Origin of the sequence: Citrobacter sp. wls710 (genome assembly GCF_005281115.1) — a bacterium.
Lineage (GTDB): Bacteria > Pseudomonadota > Gammaproteobacteria > Enterobacterales > Enterobacteriaceae > Citrobacter > Citrobacter werkmanii.
In genome coordinates this window covers 131,249-155,368 of the sequence record NZ_SZXD01000032.1, presented here as the reverse complement: position 1 = coordinate 155,368, position 24,120 = coordinate 131,249, and the positions used below count along the sequence as shown (strand labels likewise).

19 protein-coding genes and 1 other RNA gene are annotated in these 24,120 nt (G+C 51.4%); 5 read left to right on the top strand and 15 right to left on the bottom strand.

Translation table 11 applies throughout. The features are described 5' to 3' along the window. Window positions 1–33: 33 nt before the first annotated feature. Window positions 34–930 (bottom strand): DNA-binding transcriptional regulator YhaJ, encoded by an 897-nt coding sequence (yhaJ, locus tag FDX14_RS14330; protein WP_042311140.1) that lies wholly within the window; start codon window positions 928–930, stop codon window positions 34–36. A gap of 104 nt (window positions 931–1,034) precedes the next feature. Here yhaJ and FDX14_RS14325 point away from each other — a divergent pair, with 104 nt between their 5' ends. Both FDX14_RS14325 and FDX14_RS25195 read left to right on the top strand, forming a co-directional pair. After that, the gene (locus FDX14_RS14325; protein WP_005131482.1) at window positions 1,035–1,736 is read left to right on the top strand and encodes a pirin family protein; all 702 of its coding nucleotides are present in this window, start codon (window positions 1,035–1,037) and stop codon (window positions 1,734–1,736) included. A gap of 26 nt (window positions 1,737–1,762) precedes the next feature. After that, window positions 1,763–1,912, top strand: coding sequence for a protein YhaL (locus FDX14_RS25195; RefSeq protein WP_094301042.1), 150 nt, complete (start codon window positions 1,763–1,765; stop codon window positions 1,910–1,912). A 54-nt stretch (window positions 1,913–1,966) separates the two neighbouring features. Here the strand turns inward: FDX14_RS25195 and FDX14_RS14320 are convergent, their stop codons facing one another. From FDX14_RS14320 to FDX14_RS14250, 14 genes are all read right to left on the bottom strand, one after another. Continuing rightward, window positions 1,967–3,277: an L-cysteine desulfidase family protein gene (locus tag FDX14_RS14320; RefSeq protein ID WP_061382494.1), complete on the bottom strand. Its 1,311-nt coding sequence runs from the start codon at window positions 3,275–3,277 to the stop codon at window positions 1,967–1,969. Between the two features lie 24 nt (window positions 3,278–3,301). Further along, window positions 3,302–4,633: an SLC5/6 family protein gene (locus FDX14_RS14315; RefSeq protein WP_038634097.1), complete on the bottom strand. Its 1,332-nt coding sequence runs from the start codon at window positions 4,631–4,633 to the stop codon at window positions 3,302–3,304. Between the two features lie 745 nt (window positions 4,634–5,378). Next, on the bottom strand, window positions 5,379–6,743 hold the full coding sequence (gene tdcG, locus FDX14_RS14305; protein WP_042311189.1) for an L-serine ammonia-lyase: 1,365 nt from the start codon (window positions 6,741–6,743) through the stop codon (window positions 5,379–5,381). Between the two features lie 87 nt (window positions 6,744–6,830). Then, on the bottom strand, window positions 6,831–7,226 hold the full coding sequence (locus FDX14_RS14300) for an enamine/imine deaminase (protein WP_003828585.1): 396 nt from the start codon (window positions 7,224–7,226) through the stop codon (window positions 6,831–6,833). Window positions 7,227–7,239: 13 nt separating this feature from the next. Continuing rightward, window positions 7,240–9,534: a 2-ketobutyrate formate-lyase/pyruvate formate-lyase gene (tdcE, locus tag FDX14_RS14295; protein ID WP_061382497.1), complete on the bottom strand. Its 2,295-nt coding sequence runs from the start codon at window positions 9,532–9,534 to the stop codon at window positions 7,240–7,242. A 28-nt stretch (window positions 9,535–9,562) separates the two neighbouring features. After that, window positions 9,563–10,771: a propionate kinase gene (gene tdcD, locus FDX14_RS14290; protein ID WP_038634108.1), complete on the bottom strand. Its 1,209-nt coding sequence runs from the start codon at window positions 10,769–10,771 to the stop codon at window positions 9,563–9,565. A gap of 31 nt (window positions 10,772–10,802) precedes the next feature. Continuing rightward, on the bottom strand, window positions 10,803–12,134 hold the full coding sequence (gene tdcC / locus FDX14_RS14285; RefSeq protein WP_006687934.1) for a threonine/serine transporter TdcC: 1,332 nt from the start codon (window positions 12,132–12,134) through the stop codon (window positions 10,803–10,805). 22 nt (window positions 12,135–12,156) lie between these two features. After that, the gene (gene tdcB / locus FDX14_RS14280) at window positions 12,157–13,146 is read right to left on the bottom strand and encodes a bifunctional threonine ammonia-lyase/L-serine ammonia-lyase TdcB (RefSeq protein ID WP_042311192.1); all 990 of its coding nucleotides are present in this window, start codon (window positions 13,144–13,146) and stop codon (window positions 12,157–12,159) included. A 98-nt stretch (window positions 13,147–13,244) separates the two neighbouring features. Further along, window positions 13,245–14,183, bottom strand: a complete 939-nt coding sequence (gene tdcA, locus FDX14_RS14275) for a transcriptional regulator TdcA (protein ID WP_038634113.1) — start codon at window positions 14,181–14,183, stop codon at window positions 13,245–13,247. Between the two features lie 859 nt (window positions 14,184–15,042). Next, window positions 15,043–15,419: RNase P RNA component class A (rnpB, locus tag FDX14_RS14270), an RNA gene on the bottom strand. 32 nt (window positions 15,420–15,451) lie between these two features. After that, window positions 15,452–16,597 (bottom strand): glycerate 2-kinase, encoded by a 1,146-nt coding sequence (gene garK / locus FDX14_RS14265; RefSeq protein WP_061388437.1) that lies wholly within the window; start codon window positions 16,595–16,597, stop codon window positions 15,452–15,454. A 65-nt stretch (window positions 16,598–16,662) separates the two neighbouring features. After that, complete coding sequence (gene garR, locus FDX14_RS14260) at window positions 16,663–17,553, bottom strand: 2-hydroxy-3-oxopropionate reductase (protein WP_042311198.1); 891 nt, start codon at window positions 17,551–17,553, stop codon at window positions 16,663–16,665. A gap of 30 nt (window positions 17,554–17,583) precedes the next feature. Further along, window positions 17,584–18,354 carry a 2-dehydro-3-deoxyglucarate aldolase gene (gene garL / locus FDX14_RS14255; RefSeq protein WP_038634122.1) on the bottom strand — a complete coding sequence of 257 codons (771 nt, stop codon included), beginning with the start codon at window positions 18,352–18,354 and terminating at the stop codon, window positions 17,584–17,586. 15 nt (window positions 18,355–18,369) lie between these two features. Next, the gene (locus FDX14_RS14250; RefSeq protein ID WP_137349707.1) at window positions 18,370–19,704 is read right to left on the bottom strand and encodes an MFS transporter; all 1,335 of its coding nucleotides are present in this window, start codon (window positions 19,702–19,704) and stop codon (window positions 18,370–18,372) included. Window positions 19,705–20,108: 404 nt separating this feature from the next. On the opposite strand from FDX14_RS14250, the gene garD reads away from it, so the two are divergent. From garD to gatZ, 3 genes are all read left to right on the top strand, one after another. Beyond that, the gene (garD, locus tag FDX14_RS14240; RefSeq protein WP_137349706.1) at window positions 20,109–21,680 is read left to right on the top strand and encodes a galactarate dehydratase; all 1,572 of its coding nucleotides are present in this window, start codon (window positions 20,109–20,111) and stop codon (window positions 21,678–21,680) included. A gap of 178 nt (window positions 21,681–21,858) precedes the next feature. Further along, window positions 21,859–22,713 (top strand): tagatose bisphosphate family class II aldolase, encoded by an 855-nt coding sequence (locus FDX14_RS14235; RefSeq protein ID WP_061382503.1) that lies wholly within the window; start codon window positions 21,859–21,861, stop codon window positions 22,711–22,713. 125 nt (window positions 22,714–22,838) lie between these two features. After that, window positions 22,839–24,110 (top strand): tagatose-bisphosphate aldolase subunit GatZ, encoded by a 1,272-nt coding sequence (gene gatZ / locus FDX14_RS14230; RefSeq protein ID WP_087051137.1) that lies wholly within the window; start codon window positions 22,839–22,841, stop codon window positions 24,108–24,110. Window positions 24,111–24,120: the final 10 nt, after the last annotated feature.

Sequence of the window (24,120 nt, the reverse complement as noted above, 5' to 3'; positions counted from 1 at the left end):
GTGCTTCGCACCGCATCCGGCGTAACAGTCCGGCTATTTACCCACAAACAGTTTGGGGATTTCCCGCAGACACCAGGATTTTGCCTCGCCCATACTGTCTCGCCGCCAGGCCATAATGATATCAATTTCACTTGTCGACTCAGGGCTTACTACCCGCAACCGACCAGCCGCAATATCCTCTTCCACCAGCGGGTACGGCATCGTCGCCACACCCAGTCCGGCTAACAGCGCCTGACGTTTATCTTCTATCGAACTCACCGTCAGACGAGGTTGTTTATCCAACAGTTGCACGGTCAACACCGGGCGTTCACGAGCGGTATCCGCCACCGCGATACCACGGTATTTCACGCGGGTGACTTCCGATAATGGTTCCGGCTCCTGATGGATAGGATGATCCGGTGCCGCCACATACACGTTCATCAACGAGTACAGCTTGCGCGAGTTGATTTCGGAAGATGAGCGAAAATGCATATCCGGCGCAATCACGATATCCGCTCTCCCTTGCTCCAGACGCTCCCACGCCCCGGCCAGAACTTCAGTGATAACGGAAAGCTGGGTATTGGCCTTCCCGGCAAGCCTGTCGATCAGCGGGAAAAACGCCGCCGTCGGCACCAACGCTTCGGTCACGATGGTCAGATGCGTTTCCCACCCACGCGCCAGTGCTTCGGCATCAGTAGTCAGCTTATCCGCAGCCTCCAGCAGGACGCGTCCACGCTCCAGCAGCATACGCCCGACGTTGGTGAATTTTGTGCGATGACCTGAACGGTCAAACAAGACGACGTCTAGCTCTTCCTCCAGCTTCTGCATGGTATAGCTGAGGGCTGAAGGAACCCGCCCCAGTTCATCTGCCGCGGCGGCAAAGCTACCGCGTCTGTCTATTGCGTCCATGACGCGTAACGCTTCAAGCGTTAAAGCCCTTTCTTTGGCCATCTCGTTCTCATTCAGGAAATTTGAACATACCAGGCAGAATATCTGGCTAACAATGCAGCGTCTAGCCATTTAACATAAAAGGAAGTAAAGAGAGGTCAAGAACTATGATTACTACCCGTACAGCCAAACAATGCGGACAGGCAGACTACGGCTGGCTGCAGGCCCGTTATACCTTCTCCTTTGGACACTATTTTGATCCTAAACTGCTGGGTTATGCCTCGCTGCGTGTTCTGAACCAGGAAGTTCTGGCACCGGGGGCCTCTTTCCAGCCACGTACCTATCCGAAAGTGGATATCGTCAACCTGATCCTCGAAGGGGAAGCTGAGTACCGCGACAGCGAAGGCAACCATATCCAGGCTAAAGCGGGCGAAGTGCTATTGCTCGCGACACAGCCCGGGATCAGCTATAGCGAACACAATATCAGTAAAGATAAGCCGTTAACCAGAATGCAGCTTTGGCTGGATGCCTGCCCGCAGCGCGAAAATGCCTGCGTGCAGAAAGCCACGCTGAGTGCCGGTAAGCATCAACTGCTGGCCTCGCCGGACGGTGAGCAAGGCAGCCTGCATCTGCGCCAACAGGTTTGGGTACATCATGTTGAGCTGCAACAAGGCGAATCGCTTAGTTTTCAGTTACATGGGCCTCGCGCTTATCTCCAGTCGATCCACGGCAGATTCCATGCGGTGACGGCTGGAGCCGAAAAAGAAGCACTCACCTGCGGCGATGGCGCATTTATTCGTGACGAAACTAACATAACGTTAGTCGCCGATACCCCGCTGCGTGCTTTGCTGATAGATTTGCCCGTATAGTCATGGAAAACAATGGAGTACGACTATTGAGCAAGAAAAAAACAAAAAAACGCCAGCCGCAGGTTCAGCCGCAAAAACAGGACACGGCGACTTTCGGTTATGAAGAAATGCTGACAGAACTGGAAGCGATTGTGGCCGATGCCGAGCTACGGCTCGAAGACGAAGAAGCCGCCTGAAAAGGCGGCTCAGGCTGATGCTGGGTAGCGGCTACGCCTTACCCAGCCTACAGATTAATGCGCTTTACTGGCCATGATCTCAATGATCTGCTTGTCGGTTTCCTGCATTGACCGACACGCCAGCGCGCACAGGTTAGTGATAGATTGCTCCACGTTATGCGCCACAATCCCTTCGTTACCCGTTACAGCAGTATCGTCCAGAGCCATCAGCACCGCTTTCCACGCCGCAGATGCGCTGGTTGAAACTTTCATCGCGCAGCTGTTTGAGGCGCCATCGCAAATCATTCCGCTCACGTCGCCAATCATGCTGCTGATCGCCATCGCGATGGTGTTGTAGCGCCCATCGACAATCCATGCCATACCCGCCGCAGCGCCCATCGCCGCCGTGGTTGCCGCACACAGTGCGGACAAACGTGGAAGCTGATGATGGATGTAGATTGCGCTCAGGTGAGACAGCATCAGCGCACGCGCCAGTTTTTCCTCATCCGCGCCAAAGTGCTCAGCAACCACCATCACCGGAACAGTGGCGGTAATACCCTGATTACCGGAGCCGGAATTGCTCATCGCTGGCAGCGTCGCCCCGCCCATTCGCGCATCCGATGCCGCACTGGTACGGATCAGAATGGCGGTAGATAGATCGTCTGCCAGCAGGCCTCGTGCGCACTGCTTCTCAAGCGTGGTTCCGATGTGCAAACCCCAGTTACCGCGCAGCCCTTCCTGAGACAACGCCCCGTTCAGTTTTGCCGCATCGAGAATAAAACGGATTGACGCAAACGGCACCGCATTCACAAACGCCAGAATCTCTTCCAGCGACGTGTGAGACAGCACCGCCAGCGGTGACTCCTGCTCCTCTTCCTGAGTGCTCTCTTCTGTCGCGAACACCACGCCTTTGTTGGTTTCAATGCGCACAACGTTGGTATGGCCGCCAACAATGGTCACGCACGCCCATCCTTCAGCGCTGTACACTTTCGCACGGGAAAAAAGAATATCTTCGCAAGGCTCTTGCAGCATCACCGTAACCTTCCCGGCGCTCAGCATCGCTTTGGCCTGCGCCACCGCCTCAGCCGAAGCGTCTTTCAGCACTTCCAGCCCGGCTTTGGCGTTACCACCGATCGCGCCCAGCGCGGCGGCAATCGGTAACCCCACCATGCCAGTCCCCGGAACGGTCACACCCAGGCCATTTTTCATCAGGTTTGGCGAGACCCACGCATCAATGCGTTCAACCGCGCCGTCCAGCTCAGACGATGCGACCGCCGCCGCCAGAGCCAGAGAGATAGGTTCCGTGCAGCCCAGCGCGGGCTTCACTTCTTCCTGCACTGCGCGAATAAAACTATCCCATAATGGATTCAATGTAGTCTCAAACATAACAACAACCTTTGCTCAGATAACTCAGGAAAATGCCAGGAACGGAGAAACGCACAGCAGCAAGCCCGTGATAATAATCAGATACAGGGAAGCGCCTTTGTATTTGTGCAGTGCAGGAACTTTGTAGACCAGCCACGCCGGGATCAGACAACCCACCATGCCGAAGATTGGACTACAAATAGACGTGAAGCTCAGTACCGGCGCATTGAGCACAATTGCGCTCCAGGCCAGCAGAATGGCGAAAACCATAATGCCGCGCTGCACCAGGGTTTCATTGATTTTCTCGGCTGGCATTTTACGGCGCAGCACGTTCATCACGATCCCCTGAGTAGCTTCACGGAAGCCTAAATAGACGCCGAAGAAGGCAGTCATTACGGCAAAGATGTTCAGGATAACGCTGACGATTTTCACCCAGCCAGCACCATCGCCGCTGATAAACTGCGCAGCAATCGCCAGAGCGGAAATGTTCTGCTCATAGGCTTTAACCGCTTCGTCATGGCCCATCGCCAGCGTGAAGGAAACGGCGTAGAAAAAGACCGTAACGAACAGAATACCAAACGCGATATTCATAGCGCGCAGCGCTTTATGACGCGCCACCTCAATGGATTTTTCGCGAGAACGATATGAGATAACCATTGGGCTAAGAGTCTGAATAAACAGAATCGAGGTCAGCGTAAACGGCAGCGTGATAATCGCGTTTTTGATCAGCAGCGCCATCGGCGGCAGCGAACCTACGTTATATAAATGCCACATCCCTACCATCGACACGCCAAGCGCCGCTACCACCAGCAGCTTGGTCAGTACCATACCGGTAGAGATTTTAAACAGCAGTTTTTCCCCGCGCGACGAGATGGCCACCAGGATGCAAATTAGCACCAGGCCATAGAACGGGCTGTCGGACAGTAAGCCTTCAGTTACGCCAAACGTGTGCAGATAGGAGGCGCTGTCGTTAGTGATGGCGGTGGAATAGACGAACATCCAGATGACCAGCATCACAAAATACAATGCACCCAACAGGATGCCCCAGTTTTTACCCAGGTAGCCGCTGATCACGCTCGGGTAGTCTTTGCATTCTGGGGATTCAGCCAGCGTATTGATAAACAGACGCTGGAACAGATACATGGCAGGGTAGCCGATGATAGAGGAGAGTAAGAATACCCACAGCCCCATCAGTCCTACCTGGACGGGAAGAAAAACAATCCCCGCGCCGATTGCCATACCGATACTCATAATGACCCAGCCGGTGTCCGTACTGTCGAATTTAATGGCTTCGCGCCATTCACTTTCGGTCATTCCCGCCCGACGTGCCGGAGCAGATGCGTCGAGTATTACGCTGCTATTCGTTGCCGTTTCCATAATTTCCCGCTCAATGTGTAGGTAGAGGTTTTTTTATTTTTTTCGTACTGCTTAATGCGATACGCAGTACATAAGGTGCAGGTGAGCTATTGGAGTAATGAAGAAATCATACGCGCAGGATCAGAGAAAAACTTCACAAACAAACCCCTGTAATTTCTAAAAGTTAAGAAATATTTTCTCTTTTATATGCATATGTAGAATTTAAATTCTATTTTTGAAGCAGATCACAACAAAAAATGCGCACTAAAGTGCTAATGCTGATCAGTTAACACCTCACCTTCTGCGTTTTTTGTTAAAACAGCAAAACAGATTTAACTGGAAGTCAGAGCGTTGAAGCGATGACCCCGGTCCGGCTGAAAATCGATGAGGCGTTGACGGCTGACCGGGACTGCCCGCAGGGATGCGGGCAGAGGGGACGGCCTGCATGGATGCAGGCTCGGCCCCGACCCGACAGGCAGACGGAATAAGACGAATAGCTCGCGCAGCGACGATTTTCCCGCCGGGAGCCTGGGATGCAAGGGAGGCGGCGGTGAGCCTCCCTTGCACGTTCACGGGTAACGGCGTTTCAGAGAAATGACACCGCTGAGGTGAACGGAACCCTGAGCAAGAATCACATACTCACCATACATACTTAGCTGAGAGGTATTACATCAAAGTGCACCTTTTCTATCATGCCAAATTGATGGATTCATTGCCGGATGGCGGCGCTTACGCCTTATCCGGCCTACAAACGCACCCTTTCATCTCAGGTACAAACCACTTTAATCGCCAAGCCACCGCGCGAAGTTTCACGGTACTTGTCATTCATATCTTTGCCCGTTTCGTACATGGTCTCGATCACTTTATCGAGCGAAACGCGTGGCTCAGACGTCCGGCGTAGCGCCATACGCGCGGCGTTCACGGCTTTTACCGCGTTGATCGCGTTGCGTTCGATGCACGGTATTTGCACCTGTCCGGCGACCGGGTCGCAGGTCAGCCCCAGGTTATGCTCCATGGCGATTTCCGCCGCAATGCATACCTGCGCAGGGCTACCGCCAAGCAACTCCGTCAGCCCGGCTGCCGCCATGGAACAGGCTACGCCAATCTCTCCCTGACAGCCCACTTCGGCACCAGAAATAGAAGCATTCATCTTATACAGCGCGCCTATCGCTCCTGCTGCCAGCAAATATCGGGCAATCGAGTTCGCATTCACCGGACGGCGGAATTTGTCGTAATAGGCCAGCACGGCGGGAATTATCCCGCATGCGCCGTTGGTTGGCGCGGTAACAACCCGACACCCGGCGGCGTTTTCTTCGCTCACGGCCAGCGCGAACATGTTGATCCAGTCGATCACGTTCATCGGGTCACTGGACAGATTATCACTGGAAACCAACAGTCGCCGCAGCGCCACGGCGCGACGCGGGACGTTCAACGGGCCCGGCAGGACGCCTTCGGTGTTCATGCCGCGCTCAATCCCGGCGTGCATGACGTCCCAGATGGCGGCAAAACCAGCATCGATTTCCTCTTTGCTGCGCATCGCCAGTTCGTTTTGCATCATCAGGCCGGAAACAGACAGCCCGTTGCGCTCGCACAGCTTCAGCAGTTCGCTGGCGGAATGAAAATTGTAGGGTACGGGTGTTTCAACGTCATGCACCTGACCAAATTGCTCCTCTTCGACGATAAAACCGCCGCCGATGGAGTAATAGGTTTTACTTAACAGTGTCTCGTTACCATGCCACGCGGTAATACGCATACCATTTTCATGGCGCGGCAGCGTTTCGCTATGAAAGAGAATATTTTCGTCTGGGGAGAAATCGACAATATGCGTACCCTGAGCAACCGGCAAACGTCCGGTACGGGCCACTTCCTGAGTAAAACCAGGGATTGAATCTATATTAACGTTTTGCGGACTGTTACCGGCCAGTCCCATCATGATGGCGACGTCTGTCGCATGACCTTTGCCGGTCAGAGAGAGCGATCCATAAAGATCGACCACGATATGCGTGGTCCTGAAGAGTTCCCCGCTGCTGACCAACAGATCGATAAAGCTTTTACCTGCGTTCATTGGCCCCACGGTATGGGAGCTGGAAGGTCCAATGCCAATCTTGAAAATATCGAATGCGCTAATCATATCCACACCCTCGGATTGCCGTTCAGTGAAGACCAGGTTTCACACTCATTAAGGATCGGGGCGATCCTGCGATCGCCCCGCAAGGGATTACAGCGTATCGCCACGCACGGCGATGGCTTCAATCTCCAGCTTCACATCCTTTGGTAAGCGGGCGACCTGTACGCAGCTGCGCGTAGGGTAGATTGCCTTGTGCTCATCAAAAAACTGCTGGTACACCTGGTTAATGGTGGCGAAGTCGTTCAGGTCAGAAACGAAAACGGTGGTCTTGACGATATCGCTCACCTTCAAACCGGCGGACTCGACAATCGCTTTCACGTTTTCCAGGCTTTGACGCGCCTGATCGGCCACGTTTTCTGCCACTTCACCGGTCTGTGGACACACCGGAATCTGACCTGAGGTCAACACCATACTGCCCAGATCCACACCCTGTACGTAAGGTCCAATCGCCCCTGGCGCACATTCGGTTGCAATAACTTTTCTCATAACCCCTCCGGCGTTACAGCGCCTGGGTGAAAGTACGTGAAATAACGTCCTGCTGCTGTTCGCGGGTCAGCGCGTTGAAGCGCACCGCATAACCAGACACGCGGATCGTCAGGTTCGGATAGTTTTCCGGGTGCTCAATGGCATCCATCAACATTTCACGGTTCATAACGTTAACGTTCAGATGCTGCCCACCTTCCACATGCGCTTCATGGTGGAAGTAACCATCCAGCAGCCCGACCAGGTTGGTTTTACGCACGCTATCTTCTTTGCCCAGCGCAGCCGGCACAATGGAGAAGGTGTACGAAATACCGTCTTTGGCATAGGTAAACGGCAGTTTGGCGACCGAGGTTAACGACGCCACCGCACCTTTGCGATCGCGGCCGTGCATCGGGTTTGCCCCTGGCGCAAACGGCGTACCTGCGCGACGTCCATCCGGCGTGTTACCTGTTTTCTGGCCGTACACCACGTTGGAGGTGATGGTCAGAATGGACTGCGTCGGCACCGCGTTACGGTAGGTTGGCAACACCTTAATTTTTTTCATAAAGCGTTCGACCAGGTCGCAGGCAATGCTGTCTACGCGCTCGTCGTTGTTACCGTATTGCGGATAGTCGCCTTCGATTTCAAAATCGATCGCCAGACCGTTTTCATCACGAATCGGTTTCACGCGGGCGTATTTGATAGCCGACAGCGAATCCGCCGCCACGGACAGCCCCGCCATTCCACAGGCCATCGTGCGATAAACATCACGATCGTGCAGCGCCATCAGCGAAGCTTCATAGCTGTACTTGTCGTGCATGTAGTGGATGATGTTCAACGCGCTGATGTACTGCACGGCCAGCCAGTCCATAAAGTGGTCCAGGCTCTCCATCACCGTGTCGTAATCCAACACGTCATCCATCAGCGGCGCAGTTTTCGGTCCGACCTGGATTTTTAGTTTCTCATCCACACCGCCGTTGATTGCGTACAGCAACGTTTTGGCGAGGTTGGCGCGCGCACCGAAGAACTGCATTTGCTTGCCGATAACCATCGGGCTGACACAGCAGGCAATGGCATAGTCATCGCTGTTAAAGTCAGTACGCATCAGATCATCGTTTTCGTACTGTAAAGACGAGGTGATGATGGACACCTGAGCGGCATATTTTTTGAAGGCAATCGGTAGCTGCTCGGACCACAGTACCGTCAGGTTCGGCTCAGGCGCCGGCCCCATGGTGTGTAGCGTATGCAGGTAGCGGAACGAGTTTTTGGTCACCAGCGTACGACCATCCAGCCCCATACCACCGATGACTTCGGTCGCCCAGATAGGGTCGCCAGAGAACAGGGTGTCGAATTCCGGCGTACGCAGGAAGCGCACCATACGGATCTTCATAATGAAGTGGTCGATCAGCTCCTGCGCCTGCTGCTCGTTTAAAATTCCCGCTTTGAAGTCGCGCTCAATGTAGATGTCGAGGAACGAAGCGGTACGGCCCAGCGACATAGCGCCGCCGTTCTGCGATTTCACCGCAGCCAGGTAAGCAAAGTAAACCCACTGCACCGCTTCCTGCGCATTACGCGCCGGACGAGAGATATCGCAGCCGTATTTCGCTGCCATTTCCTGCATTTGCAGCAGAGCGCGACGGTGTTCAGACAGTTCTTCACGCAGACGAATCGTGGCTTCAAGATTCTGCCCCCACTCCAGATTCGACTGAAGATCGGCAAACTGCAGTTCACGCTCACGCACCAGGTAGCGGATACCGTACAGCGCAACGCGGCGGTAGTCACCGATGATGCGGCCACGACCATAGCCGTCCGGCAGACCGGTCAGTACGCCGGATTTACGGCAGCGCAGCATATCCGGAGAGTAGGCATCGAATACGCCCTGGTTGTGGGTCTTACGCAGGTCAGTAAACACGTATTCAAAATTAGCGTCCATCTCACGACCATAAGCATCAAAAGAGCTTTTGATCATGTTGATGCCGCCAAACGGATGCAGGGCGCGCTTGAGCGGCGCATCCGTTTGCAGACCGACGATTTTTTCCAGTTCTTGTTCAATATAACCGGCGTCATGCGCGGTTATCGTGGTGGCAATATTGGTATCGAAATCAACCGGCGCATGGGTCGAGTTTTCAATACGGATGCCCGCCATAACTTTTTCCCACAACGCCGTAGTTGCTGGCGTTGCTTCGGCGAGGAAAGATTCATCCCCTTCATAAGGCGTGTAGTTGTGCTGAATAAAATCACGGACATTAATTTCTTCTTTCCAGTCCGTACCTTTAAAGCCATTCCAGGCTTCGGCATACAGCATATCGCTGGTATCGATATTTACCTTCATGAAAAATAATCTCTCTGCTGAAAATTAATTATGCAAATGCTACTGGGATATTAATTTTGCCTAACGCAATGGCATCACGAGCAATCATTTTCTCTTCATTTGTGGGAATCACCGCACAAATAACACGAGCATCCTTATTAGAGATAATTCTTTCGCCATGGGAATTTGGCAGACTATTCATCTCGCTATCGATATTTACACCTAAAACGGCCAAATGCTCGATAACCAAACGGCGAATTAATACTGAATTCTCACCGATTCCGCCGGTGAAAATAATGCCATCAAGACGATGCAGCGATGCGGCATGTCCGGCGATGTGACGCGCAATACGATGCACAAACGTTTTAATCGCCAGTTGCGCGCGCTCATGTCCTTCGTGCCAGGCTTTTTCTAACGTACGTAAGTCAGAGGACAGACCGGAAATACCCAGCAAACCGGACTCTTTATTCACTACGCGCTCAAGGTCGCCGAGCGTCTGGTTGGTTTCAGCGGCAATCCACGCCATCGCGCCGAAATCCACGTCGCCGCTGCGTGTGCCCATCATCAGCCCTTCCAGCGGCGTCATGCCCATCGAGGTATCAACGCTCTGCCCGTTACGTACCGCACAGATAGACGCGCCGTTGCCCAGGTGCGCCACAACCAGACCTGAATCATCATTCTGCAGATCCAGAAGTTCATGCGCTCGTTGCGAAACATAGCGATGCGACGTGCCGTGGAAACCGTAACGACGAACGCCTAACTCCTCAAAATATTTCCACGGTAAACCGTACAGATAGGCTTCTGGGGCCATCGTCTGATGGAAGCTGGTATCAAATACCGCGACCTGCTGCACGCCTGGGAAAAGGTGCTGAGCAGATTCAATCCCGCTCAGATTCGCATAATTATGTAGCGGTGCTAATGGCGATACCCGGCGAATATTGTCGATAACTTCCTCAGTAATAATTGCTGATTCGGTAAAGATATTTCCGCCGTGGGCAATGCGGTGGCCAATTAAGGCCACACTGTCCATTAAATTACGTTTTTCCAGTTCAACGGCAATCGCTTTTAATGCGTCTTCGTAGCTGTGGTGAGCCAGCTTAGCTGGCTCTCCTCCATTAATTGCTATGAACGCATTTTCAGAGTTAATACCGTCTGCAATTCCCGCCATTAAAACTTCACAGTTTGCTGCATCGAGCACTGAGAATTTAATGGAAGATGAACCACAGTTAATAACCAGTACTACCGGAAACTCATTCATTTCACTACTCCGCTCATCCTGAGCTTAAGGATTAAAACAGTTTGTAGACAATGTTCAGGATGGTCAGCAGACCAATCACGGTAACAAACACGTTATCCAGACGGCCACGGTATTTCGCCAGTGATGGCGCTTTACGGATGGCATACATCGGCAGCAGGCAGAGCAGAGAGGCAATAATCGGCGCTCCCATTGCTTCAATCAGGTCCAGGATGTTCGGGTTGGCGTATGCCACAACCCAGGTGGAACCCATGATGAAGATCATGCTGATGGTGTTGAGCTTGCCCATGGAAACTTTGGTTTTATCGCCTTTGTAACCAAACTTCAGCACCAGACCGTTCAGACCTTCCAACGTCCCCAGATAGTGGCCGAAGAAAGATTTGAAGATAGCAACCAGGGCGATGATTGAAGCACCGTATTCCAGAATGGTGGCGAAGGTAGACTTCGTACCGGACAGTGAAGCGAAGTGGTTCGCCAGGTAAGACAGCACTGGAATGTTTTGCGCTTTCGCATCCGCCATGTTTGCCGGAGAGAGCGTGAACAGGCAGCTAAAGGCGAAGAACATTACTACCGCAACCATCAGCATACTGGCGCGGGAGATGATTTTAGAACATTTCTGCTCGGTGAATTCGCGACCGTAATCTTTCTCATACTCTTCGCGTTTAGAGACGACGAAGGAAGAAACGATTGGCGAGAAGTTGAAAGAGAACACCATGATGGAAATACCCAGCCATACGGTAACCAGGATGCCGTCATGGCCAGTCAGGGCGATATTGCTGATATCAACCTGATCGATAACCGCAGAGTTCCAGTAAGGAATCAGTGACAGAGAGATAAGCACCAGGCTGGCAATGAACGGCCATACCAGGTAGCTCATCACTTTAACCATCAGATCTTTACCAAACCAGATGACGAATGCCATCAGCAGCAACAGGAACAGCGCCACGAAGCCACGGTTTAGCGCGGGCATCTGCAGCTGGTTTTCCCAGAAGGTCATAAAGGTGTTGGTAATGGTGACGCCATAAATCCACAGCAGCGGACAAATCGCAAAGAAGTAGAGGAACGTGATTACCACGCCGCCCGTTTTACCAAAGTGCTCTTCAACCGTTTCTGTGATGTTACCGGAAGGGTTAGAACCGGAAAGACACAGGCGTGCCAGCGCACGGTGGCAATAGAAAGCGATGGGGTATGCTAACACCAGCATGATCAGAATGGGGATCAGTCCGCCAAAACCTGCGCGGATAGGGAAGAACAGCACCCCTGCGCCGATGGCTGTACCAAATAAACCCAGTGTCCAGGTGGTGTCCGATTTGCGCCAGGACGACTGTTTTGTCTGGCTGGATACAATGCTATCAGTAGTACTCATATCCTATCCTCAACGAAGTATATTAAGCGTCAACTAAACCAGTAATTTGAGATACACGAGAAAGATCGATATTACCGCCAGAAATAATGCTGACTGTTTTTCTGTTCTGGATATAGCTATCTAATTTCCCGCTTAATAATGCTGCGCATGCCAGCGCACCGGCACCTTCAGTTACAACTTTATTTCGCTGAATTAATGCCACCATGCTGTTGCGAATTTCATCTTCGCTGACCAGGACAATGTCATCCACCAACTCACGAACGATTTCATACGTTAAAGTACCCGGGCGAGAGACGTCACAACCATCCGCCAGGGTGCCGGTCGTTCGGTGCGTGGTTATTTCTCCAGCGCGGAAAGAAGCCGCCATGCCGTGAACGTTTTCAGACTGTACGCCAATAATTTTAATGGTCGGGTTAATCGATTTAATTGCCACTGCAATACCTGCAATCAGTCCGCCGCCGCCAATTGGCACAATCACGTTATCGACATCGTACAGATCTTCGAGAATTTCCAGACCAATAGTGCCCTGACCGGCAATGACTTTCGGGTCATCATATGGCGGAATAAAGATACGGCCTTCCGTTTCCACAATCTCGCTAACCTTCGCGATGGTGTCGTTGAAGTTGTCGCCGTGCAGCACAACTTCTGCGGAATAATCGCAGGTTGCCGCCACTTTAGACTTCGGCGCGCCTTTCGGCATCACCACTTTGCCGTCAATTCCGAGCATGGCGCAGGAGAGAGAAACCCCTTGCGCATGGTTCCCTGCAGAGCAAGCCACCACGCCTTTACATCTTTCAGCTTCGGTTAATGAACTGAGCTTGTTAAAAGCGCCGCGGATTTTAAATGAACCGGTACGCTGCATGTTTTCAAACTTGAGGAAAATTTCCCCTTTGCAACGTTCACTAAAATAGTTAGAGCGAGGCATTCCCGTTTTATATATTTTCCCCGCCAGTCTTTTTTTCGCTTCGAGGATATCTTCAATTGCAACTGGGAGATCGTATGTAATGTGCATTAGAACCTCTTACCTGGGTATTAAAGTAAATAGATAGCCGTAACCATTGTCAGATATAGACAGATGGCGTTGAGTCCGTGTTAAAACAAATTCAATCTTTAATCAACTTCAACTAATTGCCTTCGTCTTCGACAATTATATGATGAATATTCCTTGGCTAATTCCACCAAAATAGATGCTGCTTTTTTAATTCGATAATTTTTCGACCACACGGCGGCATAACGCGCGACGGGTAACGTCTCTTGTACCGGGATAGTAATAAACTGGTTTGAGCCAAACGGTGTGGTCATGTCACAGGGAATTACAGTTAAGAAATCAGCATTGAGAACAAGATTATAAATGGTGACGACGGAGTCAGTATTAACGATGTTTTCACTGCTGATGCCATTATTTTGTAACGTAGTTAGAAGTTCGCGGTAGTATCCCATATTCGTTTGTGGCAACACCCACTGTTCGTTTTTCAACGCGCTCAGCGAGGTGATGCCGGTGCATGTTCGGGACTTGCTGGCGACCAGTATAAAGTCTGACTCAAAGAGCGGCTCAACATGGAGATCCTGTAGTTTCATCTCATCACTCAGCGTACCGATAGCGAAGTCGAGGCGCCCATCACGAAGCGCGGGTAAGAACGAGGAGAGCTGCGCTTCATACATGGAAACCTGCGCCTTCGGAAACACCTCTTTAAATTTTTTAATCATGCCGGACATGATGGTGAAGGCGATCAGTGAAGGAAAGCCAAACGACACATCAACCACCGCGTTACTCGTCATGCTGTTCATCTCATCAACCATGTTTTTCATTTCACGAGTAATGGATTCAGACCATGAGAGCATCACCTGGCCTGCCTGAGTCAAAGTAACACCGGTATTTTTACGCACCACTAACTCAATACCAAAATAAGCCTCAACATCATTAATGATTTTGCTGACCGCTGGTTGAGTTAAACCTAATTCTTTTGCAGCCGAACCGATAGAACCACTTCTAATGACTTCCTGAAAGACCACTAAGTGCTGTGTTTTAGGGAGAGAAATAGTATTCATATCGTCCTGCTCTAATAACTTTGTTGACGGCAGGAAGTGTACCAAATTAAGCAAACGAGGATATGTGCGACCACTCACAAATCCCCTTCCCTTACATTTTGTAAGATTATTATTAAATTGATAATTGCTTATTAATCATAGAGATAGAAAATATTAATCTCACTTAACCCTGACTTTAATCAAAAAAAGATGGGGGGATAACGATTTTTTATGGCTATAACGACATCATTTTCTCTGTTATTTCTTCGAACCATGAAAGGCTATATTTCAATCAATTACAGAGTAATTACCGGTAAAAAATGCGTTTAAATTTAATAAGTAATTTATCAAATATAATTATATTTTATCGTTTATGGTGTTTAAATAACGCCATGCATCACATTTTTTTGCCTTGTTTGTTTGTAAAAAAACATTGCATTTATCAATATTTAAACCAATGAAAACAAACCATCATCATATGCAACATTATATTAACACTGATTTTGCGCGCTTTGTCAGCAACTAATTTTGTGATGGCGATCGATTTCGCGTGATTATTCTCGATAAAAACGTATCGCATAGCGTTTTGTGTTGCTCATCACAAAACCAGAAATATCCCGAGAGACATTTCCTCTTATAAAAGAAATCAGGAACATTAATAAGAACGAAATAAAGGTTAGATGAGTGGGAAATAAACGTCAGATTTGTGGTGAATCAATCGCAATGCCATCAGGAAAACATTTGCCGGATGGCGGCGTAACCACCTTATCCAGCCTACAAAACCCGTTCCATACACCCAGTAGGCCTGATAAGCGCAGCGCCATCAGGCATGACAACCTACTCAGAAAGCAAAAACCCCGCCGAAGCGGGGTTTTATAAAGAGTGAAGCTGACCGATAAGCCGGGTTCTGTCGTGGACAGTCATTCATCTAGGCCAGCAATCGCTCACTGGCTCAAGCAGCCTACCCGGGTTCAGTACGGGCCGTACCTTGTGAACCCCTATTTGGCCTTGCTCCGGGTGGAGTTTACCGTGCCACGGACTGTTACCAGCCGCGCGGTGCGCTCTTACCGCACCCTTTCACCCTTACCTGATCCCACTTACGTGGGCCATCGGCGGTTTGCTCTCTGTTGCACTGGTCGTGGGTTTCCCCCCCAGGCGTTACCTGGCACCCTGCCCTATGGAGCCCGGACTTTCCTCCCCTCCGCCCGTCTCCCCCGAAGAGGACGACGACGAAGCGGCGACTGTCTGGTCAGCTTCGGCGCGCAGTATAGAGGGTTTGCGGGGCAATGTCACCCCGCACTGCGCATTCCTATCGCCAGCGTGGCGGCAATGTTCCTTGAAGCACGATAAATATTATCAAATGCCCCACGGAACGCCTCTTCCAGTGTGCTGATACTGGTCAATACGCTAAACACCGCATCGATACCATATTGATGCACCACCGCCACATCATGCGTCAGGCTGCCGCCAATACCAATCACTGGCTTGTGGTATTTCTTCGCGACATTCGCCACACCTACCGGCACTTTGCCGTGAATACTCTGGCTGTCGATCCGCCCCTCGCCAGTCACTACCAGCGTGCAATCGTGAATATGTTCTTCCAGATTAAGCGCCTGAGTCACAATCTCTATCCCACTGCGCAGATCCGCGCCTAAAAAAGCCATTAACGCTGCGCCCATCCCACCAGCCGCACCGGCGCCGGGAACGTCCTTCACGTCGACCCGCAGCGATTTTTTAATGATCTCAGCATAGTGAGACAGATTACGGTCCAGTTCGAGAATACGTTCTTCCGTTGCCCCTTTCTGCGGGCCAAAGATACGTGAAGCACCAGTGTCGCCGGTGAGTGGATTGGTCACATCACAGGCTACGCGAATTGAACAGGTTTTTAAGCGAGGATCCAGGCCCGAGATATCGATGGCGTTCAGACTCATCAGGCTACCACCGCCGTAGCCAATTTCAGTTCCGTTGGCGTCACAGAGTTTCGCTCCCAGCGCCTGCGCCATACCCGCGCCGCCGTCGTTGGTCGCGCTACCGCCAATGCCGATAATGATGCTCTGTGCGCCGCTGTTCAGCGCCTGCAAAATCAACTCTCCGGTACCACGCGACGTAGTGACTAACGGATTGCGCTTTTCAGGAGGAACCAGCGCCAGACCACTGGCTGCCGCCATTTCGATAAACGCGGTTTTACCGTCCCCGGACATGCCCCAGCAGGCATTCACTTTTTCGCCCAGCGGCCCCGTCACCCACGCGGAATGTTCACGCCCTTGCGTGGCAGCAATCATGGCTTCGACCGTTCCTTCGCCGCCATCGGCAACCGGAACAGACACATATTGCGCATCGGGGAAAATTTCCCGAAATCCTTTTTCTATTGCCTGAGCTACCTCGGTGGCAGAAAGGCTTTCTTTATAAGAGTCTGGGGCAATTACGATTTTCATAGTTATGTAGCCTGACAGTGCCGCGCAAGGCAAGAAATACAGGGCGCGCATCCGCGCCCTTCTTGTTAGCGAGTGACTTCCACTTTCGCCAGTTTTTCGTAGTAGCATGCGAGTGCGCTGTGATCGGCGGAGCCCAAACCATCTGCGCGAAGCGCCTGCATCATCTCCATGACTGCAGCCGTCAGCGGTAACTGAGCGCCAACACCATGCGAGGTATCCAGCGCATTGGCCAGATCTTTAATGTGCAGATCGATACGGAAGCCCGGCTTGAAGTTGCGGTCCATCACCATCGGCGCTTTCGCATCCAGTACGGTGCTGCCCGCCAGCCCGCCACGGATCGCCTGATACACCAGATCCGGGTTCACACCCGCTTTGGTTGCCAGCGTCAGCGCTTCAGACATCGCGGCAATGTTCAGCGCCACAATCACCTGATTCGCCAGCTTGGTGACGTTACCCGCGCCAATTTCACCTGTATGCACCACGGAACCCGCCATCGCTTTCAGCAGATCATAGTACTTGTCGAAAATCGCTTTATCACCGCCGACCATCACCGACAACGTGCCATCAATCGCTTTTGGCTCGCCGCCGCTGACCGGCGCATCCAGCATATCCACACCTTTCGCTTTCAGCGCCTCGCTGATTTCACGGCTGGCTAGCGGTGCGATGGAACTCATATCGATCAGTACCGTCCCCGGTTTCGCCCCTTCAATGATGCCGCCTTCGCCTAGCGCCACCTCTTTCACATGCGGAGAGTTCGGCAGCATGGTGATGATCACATCACACTGCTCGGCAATGTCTTTCGCCGTGGCGGCGGTTTCTGCGCCTGCGGCAATCACTTCCGCAATAGATTCTGGGTTACGGTCGGCAACCACCAGCGAGTAACCTGCCTTGAGGAGGTTTTTACTCATTGGTTTACCCATGATACCGAGGCCAATAAAACCAACTTTCATTGTCATGTCTTTATCTCTCTCTACTGTCGATGGTGGTTATTTCTTAAAAGAATCAGCCAGTTTCTGCGTGGCTGAACGGAACACGCCAAGGTCGCTGCCGACGGCAACAAACGTCGCGCCCCACTCCAGATAACGCCGCGCATCCGCCTCTACCGGGGCCAGAATGCCGCTTGGTTTACCGTGGGCTTTCGCGCGGGCGAAAATGTGCTGGATAGCTTTCTGCACGTCAGGATGGGACGCATTGCCGAGGTGGCCTAACGCCGCGGCCAGATCGCTGGGGCCGACGAAGATACCGTCAACGCCTTCAGTCGCCGCGATTGCATCAACGTTATCAACGCCCTGCTGGCTTTCGATCTGCACAATAATGGTGATGTTCTTATTCGACTGCGCAAAATAGTCCGGCACCGTGCCAAACATATTGGCGCGGTGGGATACGGACACGCCGCGAATCCCTTCCGGTGGATAGCGGGTTGACGCCACCGCGTTCACCGCCTCTTCTTCGGTCTCAACAAACGGGATCAGGAAGTTGTAAAACCCGATATCCAGCAGACGCTTAATGATCACCGGCTCGTTGGTCGGCACACGTACCACCGGCGCGCTGGCGCTACCTTTAAGCGCCATCAATTGCGGGATAAACGTCGAGATATCGTTCGGCGCATGTTCGCCGTCCAGCACCAGCCAGTCGAAACCCGCCAGACCTAAAACTTCAGTGCTGATTGGACTGGCTAATGCAGACCAGCAGCCAATCTGAATCTGCTGCGCCGCGAGGGCCGCTTTAAATTTATTCGGGAAAATCGTGTTATTCATCGCCTATACCTTTGTTTATTTCTGCAATTCCATACGTTTAATGTCACCGACAATAAACAGGTAGCAAACCATTGCCATCAGCGCTGAGCACCCTACAAACATCAGCGCGGCATTAAATGAGTGCAACTCGCTCACCAGATACCCAATCACCAACGGAGTAACAATGGAGGCCACGTTGCCAAATACGTTAAAGACGCCACCACACAGACCGACAATCTCTTTCGGCGCGGTATCGGAAATCACCGGCCAGCCCAACGCCCCGAAGCCTTTGCCGAAGAACGCCAGCGCCATCAGTGCTACTACCAGAGCGGTGTTATCGGTGTAGTTACACAGAATAATGGTCGATGCGAGCAGCATGCCGAGCACAATCGGCAGCTTACGCGCCAGGGTGATGCTGGAGCCACGTTTAATCAGATAATCAGAGAACACCCCACCCAGTACGCCGCCAATGAATCCACATAGCGCCGGAATAGACGCCACCAGACCAACTTTGAGGATCGACATACCTTCTTCCTGTACCAGGTAAATCGGGAACCAGGTAAGGAAAAACCAGGTAATTGTGTTAATAAAATACTGTCCGAAGAACACGCCAAGCATCATACGGTTGGTGAGCAACTGCTTGATATAATGCAGCTTAGGACCACCTGACTTCACATCGCCCGGCTTCTTATGGTCCATATCCACGACCGCGCCGTTTTCAGAGATAAACTTCAGCTCTTCTTGCGACATACGCGGGTGATCGGTTGGGTTATGAATAAACTTTACCCATAGCCCGGTGAGCACAAAACCAATCGCTCCCATCACTGTAAAGACGTGTTCCCAGCCCCAGGCGAAGGTCAGCCAGCCCAGCAGCGGCGAAAACAGCGCCAGGGAAAAATACTGTGCAGAGTTAAAAATCGCGGATGCCGTACCGCGCTCTTTGGTCGGGAACCAGGCCGCCACGATACGGGCGTTCGCCGGGAAGGAAGGCGCTTCCGAGAAGCCCAACATAAAGCGCATGATGAACATTGAAATACCCGCCCAGGCCAGCGGGAACATGTCGACAAAGCCCTGCAGGAAGGTAAATAGTGACCAGAAGAACAGGCTCCAGGTATAGACTTTCTTCGAGCCGAACTTATCGAGCAGCCAGCCGCCGGGGATTTGCATCAACAGATAAGCCCATCCGAAAGCGGAAAAAATATAACCCATTGAGATGGCGCTGAGGTGCAACTCTTTCGCCACTTCCGTGCCGGCAATTGACAGCGTCGCACGGTCCGCATAGTTAACGGCAGTAACAATAAAAATTATCAGTAATATTAAATAGCGGGTATGTGTAACTTTCTTTTGCTCGACAATTGCATCCAGAATCATTCTATTTACCTCGGGCACATAAAAATTTTTATTATTATTTGTTAGCTATCCCTGGTGATAAATTACCGATAATAAAAACACATAATAATTTATCAGACGTTATGAAACCGTGATTTAGTATAATCAGCAGAGCAACGTTAATCATTGTGCAGAAGCTCACTAATCACGCCTTATTAAAACAATATTTTGGGCATATGCACACACCCATGGGCGCTAATGCACACATTTACTGATTAGTCCCCTTGGTGGTACGGTCCTGCTGAGTTTAAGTGATCATGATCACATTCTTAATTTTAAACTCCTGACATTCTTATTTCACGATACCGAATATTTATTACTAATAATTAGATTCAAAATATAAATATCCACACTATTATCACCACCTTGCTGGAGAATACTGGACAATGGCCGACATCGAAATCAGACAACAATCGCCAACGGCGTTTTATATTAAAGTTCACGCAACAGATAATGTGGCGATTATTGTCAATGACAATGGTCTGAAAGCCGGAACGCGTTTTCCAGACGGACTCGAACTCATTGAACATATTCCCCAGGGTCATAAAGTGGCGCTATGCGATATTCCTGTTCACGGCGAAATAGTGCGTTACGGCGAAGTGATAGGCTATGCCGTTCGCGATATCCCGCGCGGCAGCTGGATTGATGAATCCATGGTTGAGCTACCCAAAGCCCCGCCGCTGGAGACGCTGCCGTTGGCAACCAAAGTGCCAGAGCCGCTGCCGCCTCTTGAGGGTTATACCTTCGAAGGCTATCGCAATGCAGACGGCAGCGTCGGCACCAAGAATCTGCTCGGCATCTCCACCAGCGTGCACTGCGTTGCGGGCGTGGTGGATTATGTGGTGAAAATCATTGAGCGCGATCTGCTCCCCAAATACCCGAACGTTGACGGCGTGGTGGGGCTTAATCACCTGTACGGCTGCGGGGTGGCGATTAACGCTCCGGCCGCCATTGTGCCGATTCGCACCATCCATAATATTGCGCTGAACCCCAACTTTGGCGGTGAAGTGATGGTTATTGGCCTCGGCTGCGAAAAACTGCAACCGGAGCGACTGCTGGAAGGAACTCATGATGTCCAAAGTATCCCGGTCGACAGCGCCAGCATCGTCAGTCTGCAGGATGAAAAGCACGTCGGCTTTCAATCGATGGTTGCTGATATTTTGCAAGTGGCAGAACGCCATCTGGCAAAGCTCAACCAACGCCAACGTGAAACCTGCCCGGCATCAGAACTGGTGGTCGGAATGCAGTGCGGCGGTAGCGATGCCTTTTCCGGCGTGACGGCCAACCCAGCGGTGGGTTATGCCTCCGACCTGTTAGTACGCTGCGGCGCGACCGTGATGTTCTCGGAAGTGACCGAAGTGCGCGATGCCATCCACCTTCTGACCCCGCGCGCGATTAACGAAGAAGTAGGTAAGCGCCTGCTCGAAGAGATGGCCTGGTACGATAACTACCTGGATATGGGCAAGACTGACCGCAGCGCCAACCCTTCACCGGGCAACAAGAAAGGCGGTCTGGCAAACGTGGTGGAAAAAGCGCTGGGCTCAATCGCCAAATCTGGCAAGAGCGCCATCGTCGAAGTATTGTCGCCGGGCCAGCGTCCAACCAAACGAGGTCTGATTTACGCCGCAACGCCCGCCAGCGATTTTGTCTGCGGTACGCAGCAGGTTGCTTCCGGGATCACCGTGCAGGTATTCACCACCGGTCGCGGTACGCCGTACGGCCTGATGGCGGTGCCGGTGATAAAAATGGCGACGCGTACTGAGCTGGCCAATCGTTGGTTTGACCTGATGGACATCAACGCAGGTACCATCGCTACCGGAGAAGAAACCATTGAAGACGTGGGGCTGAAATTGTTCGAGTTTATTCTCGACGTCGCCAGCGGGCGTAAGAAAACCTTCTCGGATCAGTGGGGACTGCATAACCAACTGGCGGTGTTTAACCCGGCGCCAGTGACCTGATTGTCCGCAATATTTTCTTCAAGGGCATGTCTTCTGACATGCCTTTTTTTTCGCTATAACTTTCGCAACCCTCCCCTTTCTTTCGAAACTTTCATTTATCAGATCAAAATCACAAAAAAACATTACGAAACCCTATACTTTATTTCGAAGAAAGAAATCGAAAGACTTCGGAGGAAGTATGTTTATCATCTCAAGCAAAACAATGCTGAAGAAGGCGCAGCAAGAAGGTTATGCCGTACCAGCATTTAACATTCACAACCTGGAGACCTTACAGGTTGTTGTGGAAACAGCTGCCGAACTACGCTCTCCGTTGATCGTCGCCGGCACGCCTGGCACTTTTAGCTATGCCGGGGTTGGTAACATAGTTGCTATCGCCAGTGAACTGGCAAGAAACTGGAATCACCCGCTCGCCATCCATCTCGATCACCATGAAAGCGTCCCTGATATTGAAGCGAAAGTCGCTACAGGTATTCGCTCCGTCATGATTGATGGTTCCCATCTGCCGTTTGCCGACAACATTGCGTTAGTTAAAAAGGTGACAGATTACTGCCACCGCTATGACGTCAGCGTGGAAGCTGAACTGGGACGCCTGGGTGGGCAGGAAGATGATCTGATCGTAGACGGAAAAGATGCGCTTTATACCCACCCAGAACAGGCTCGCGAGTTCGTAGAAAAAACAGGTATCGACTCATTGGCGGTCGCAATTGGCACTGCTCATGGCCTATATAGCGCAGAACCAAAACTGGATTTTGAACGGCTTACAGAGATTCGTCAGTGCGTTGATATTCCGCTGGTTTTACATGGCGCATCTGGCCTACCTGCACATGATATTAAACGCGCGATCTCCTTAGGAATCTGTAAAGTCAACGTTGCTACCGAACTCAAAATCGCCTTTGCTGGCGCACTCAAAACCTACCTGAGTGCGCATGCTGATGCAAATGACCCACGCCATTACATGATGCCCGCAAAAGCCGCCATGAAAGAAGTTGTACGTAAAGTCATCGCTGACTGCGGCTGCGAAGGAAAGCTGTAATCGATTTGAATTGGACGGATTCTGACAAAGGACTGTTTTTAAAGCTGGATCACGAAAGATGCTTTTACCCTTTGCCTTAAATCCAAAAATATTATGAAGATAAACAAAAGATATCGGAGATAGAAGTGAAAGAAATAATCTCTCGTCATAAAGCAGGTGAACATTTAGGTATTTGTTCTGTTTGTTCAGCACATCCGCTGGTCATTGAATCCGCATTACGTTTTGATCTCGACACGGATAGTAAAGTTCTGATCGAAGCAACGTCTAATCAGGTTAATCAGTTTGGTGGTTATACCGGAATGAAACCCGCCGATTTCCGTGATTTTGTCTATGGCATCGCACAAGAGATTGGTTTCCCACGTGAAAGGCTGATCCTGGGTGGCGATCACCTCGGCCCTAACTGCTGGCAAAATGAACCTGCGGCGGAAGCGATGGAGAAATCCGTAGCCTTAATTAAAGCCTACGTTGCCGCAGGGTTCAGCAAAATCCACCTCGATGCTTCAATGTCCTGTGCTGACGATCCCACGCCGCTGGACCCTATGGTTGTTGCTCAGCGAGCTGCCGTACTTTGCCAGGCCGCAGAAGCTACGGCAACCGAAGAACAGAAACACCAACTGACTTATGTGATTGGTACTGAGGTTCCTGTTCCCGGTGGCGAAGCCAGTACCATTGGCACCGTTCATGTCACACGCGAAGAAGATGCCGCCCGTACACTGGAAACCCATCAAATTGCCTTTAGAGCATTAGGACTTGAAGAAGCGCTAACTCGCGTGATCGCTATTGTTGTCCAACCCGGCGTCGAATTCGATCACACTCAGATCATTCATTATCAGCCACAGGCTGCAGAAGCGCTTTCAGCCTGGATTAAAGAAACTCCAATGGTCTATGAAGCGCATTCAACAGATTATCAAACCCGCCAGGCATACCGCGCCCTGGTACGCGATCACTATGCAATTTTAAAAGTGGGTCCAGCGCTGACCTTCGCGCTGCGTGAAGCCATTTTTGCGCTAGCGCAAATGGAAAATGAACTGGTTTCTCCAGAGCAACGGAGCCGGGTTATGGAAGTAATTGACGAAGTTATGCTGAATGAACCGGACTACTGGAAAAAATACTATCGTCCAACCTGGAGCCAGGCGATGGTCGATATTCACTTCAGCCTCTCCGACCGTATTCGTTACTACTGGCCGCATCCTCGCATTCGTCAAAGTGTAGAGAAATTAATCACCAACCTTAATGACGTTGCTTTACCACTGGGACTCATTAGCCAGTTTATGCCCGTGCAATTTGAACGCCTGACTGAAGGGACGTTAACCGCCACACCACATAATCTGATTATCGACAAAATCCAGGACGTTCTGCGCGCCTATCGCTTTGGTTGCGCACCAGCAAGTGCCTGAAATCTGGAGA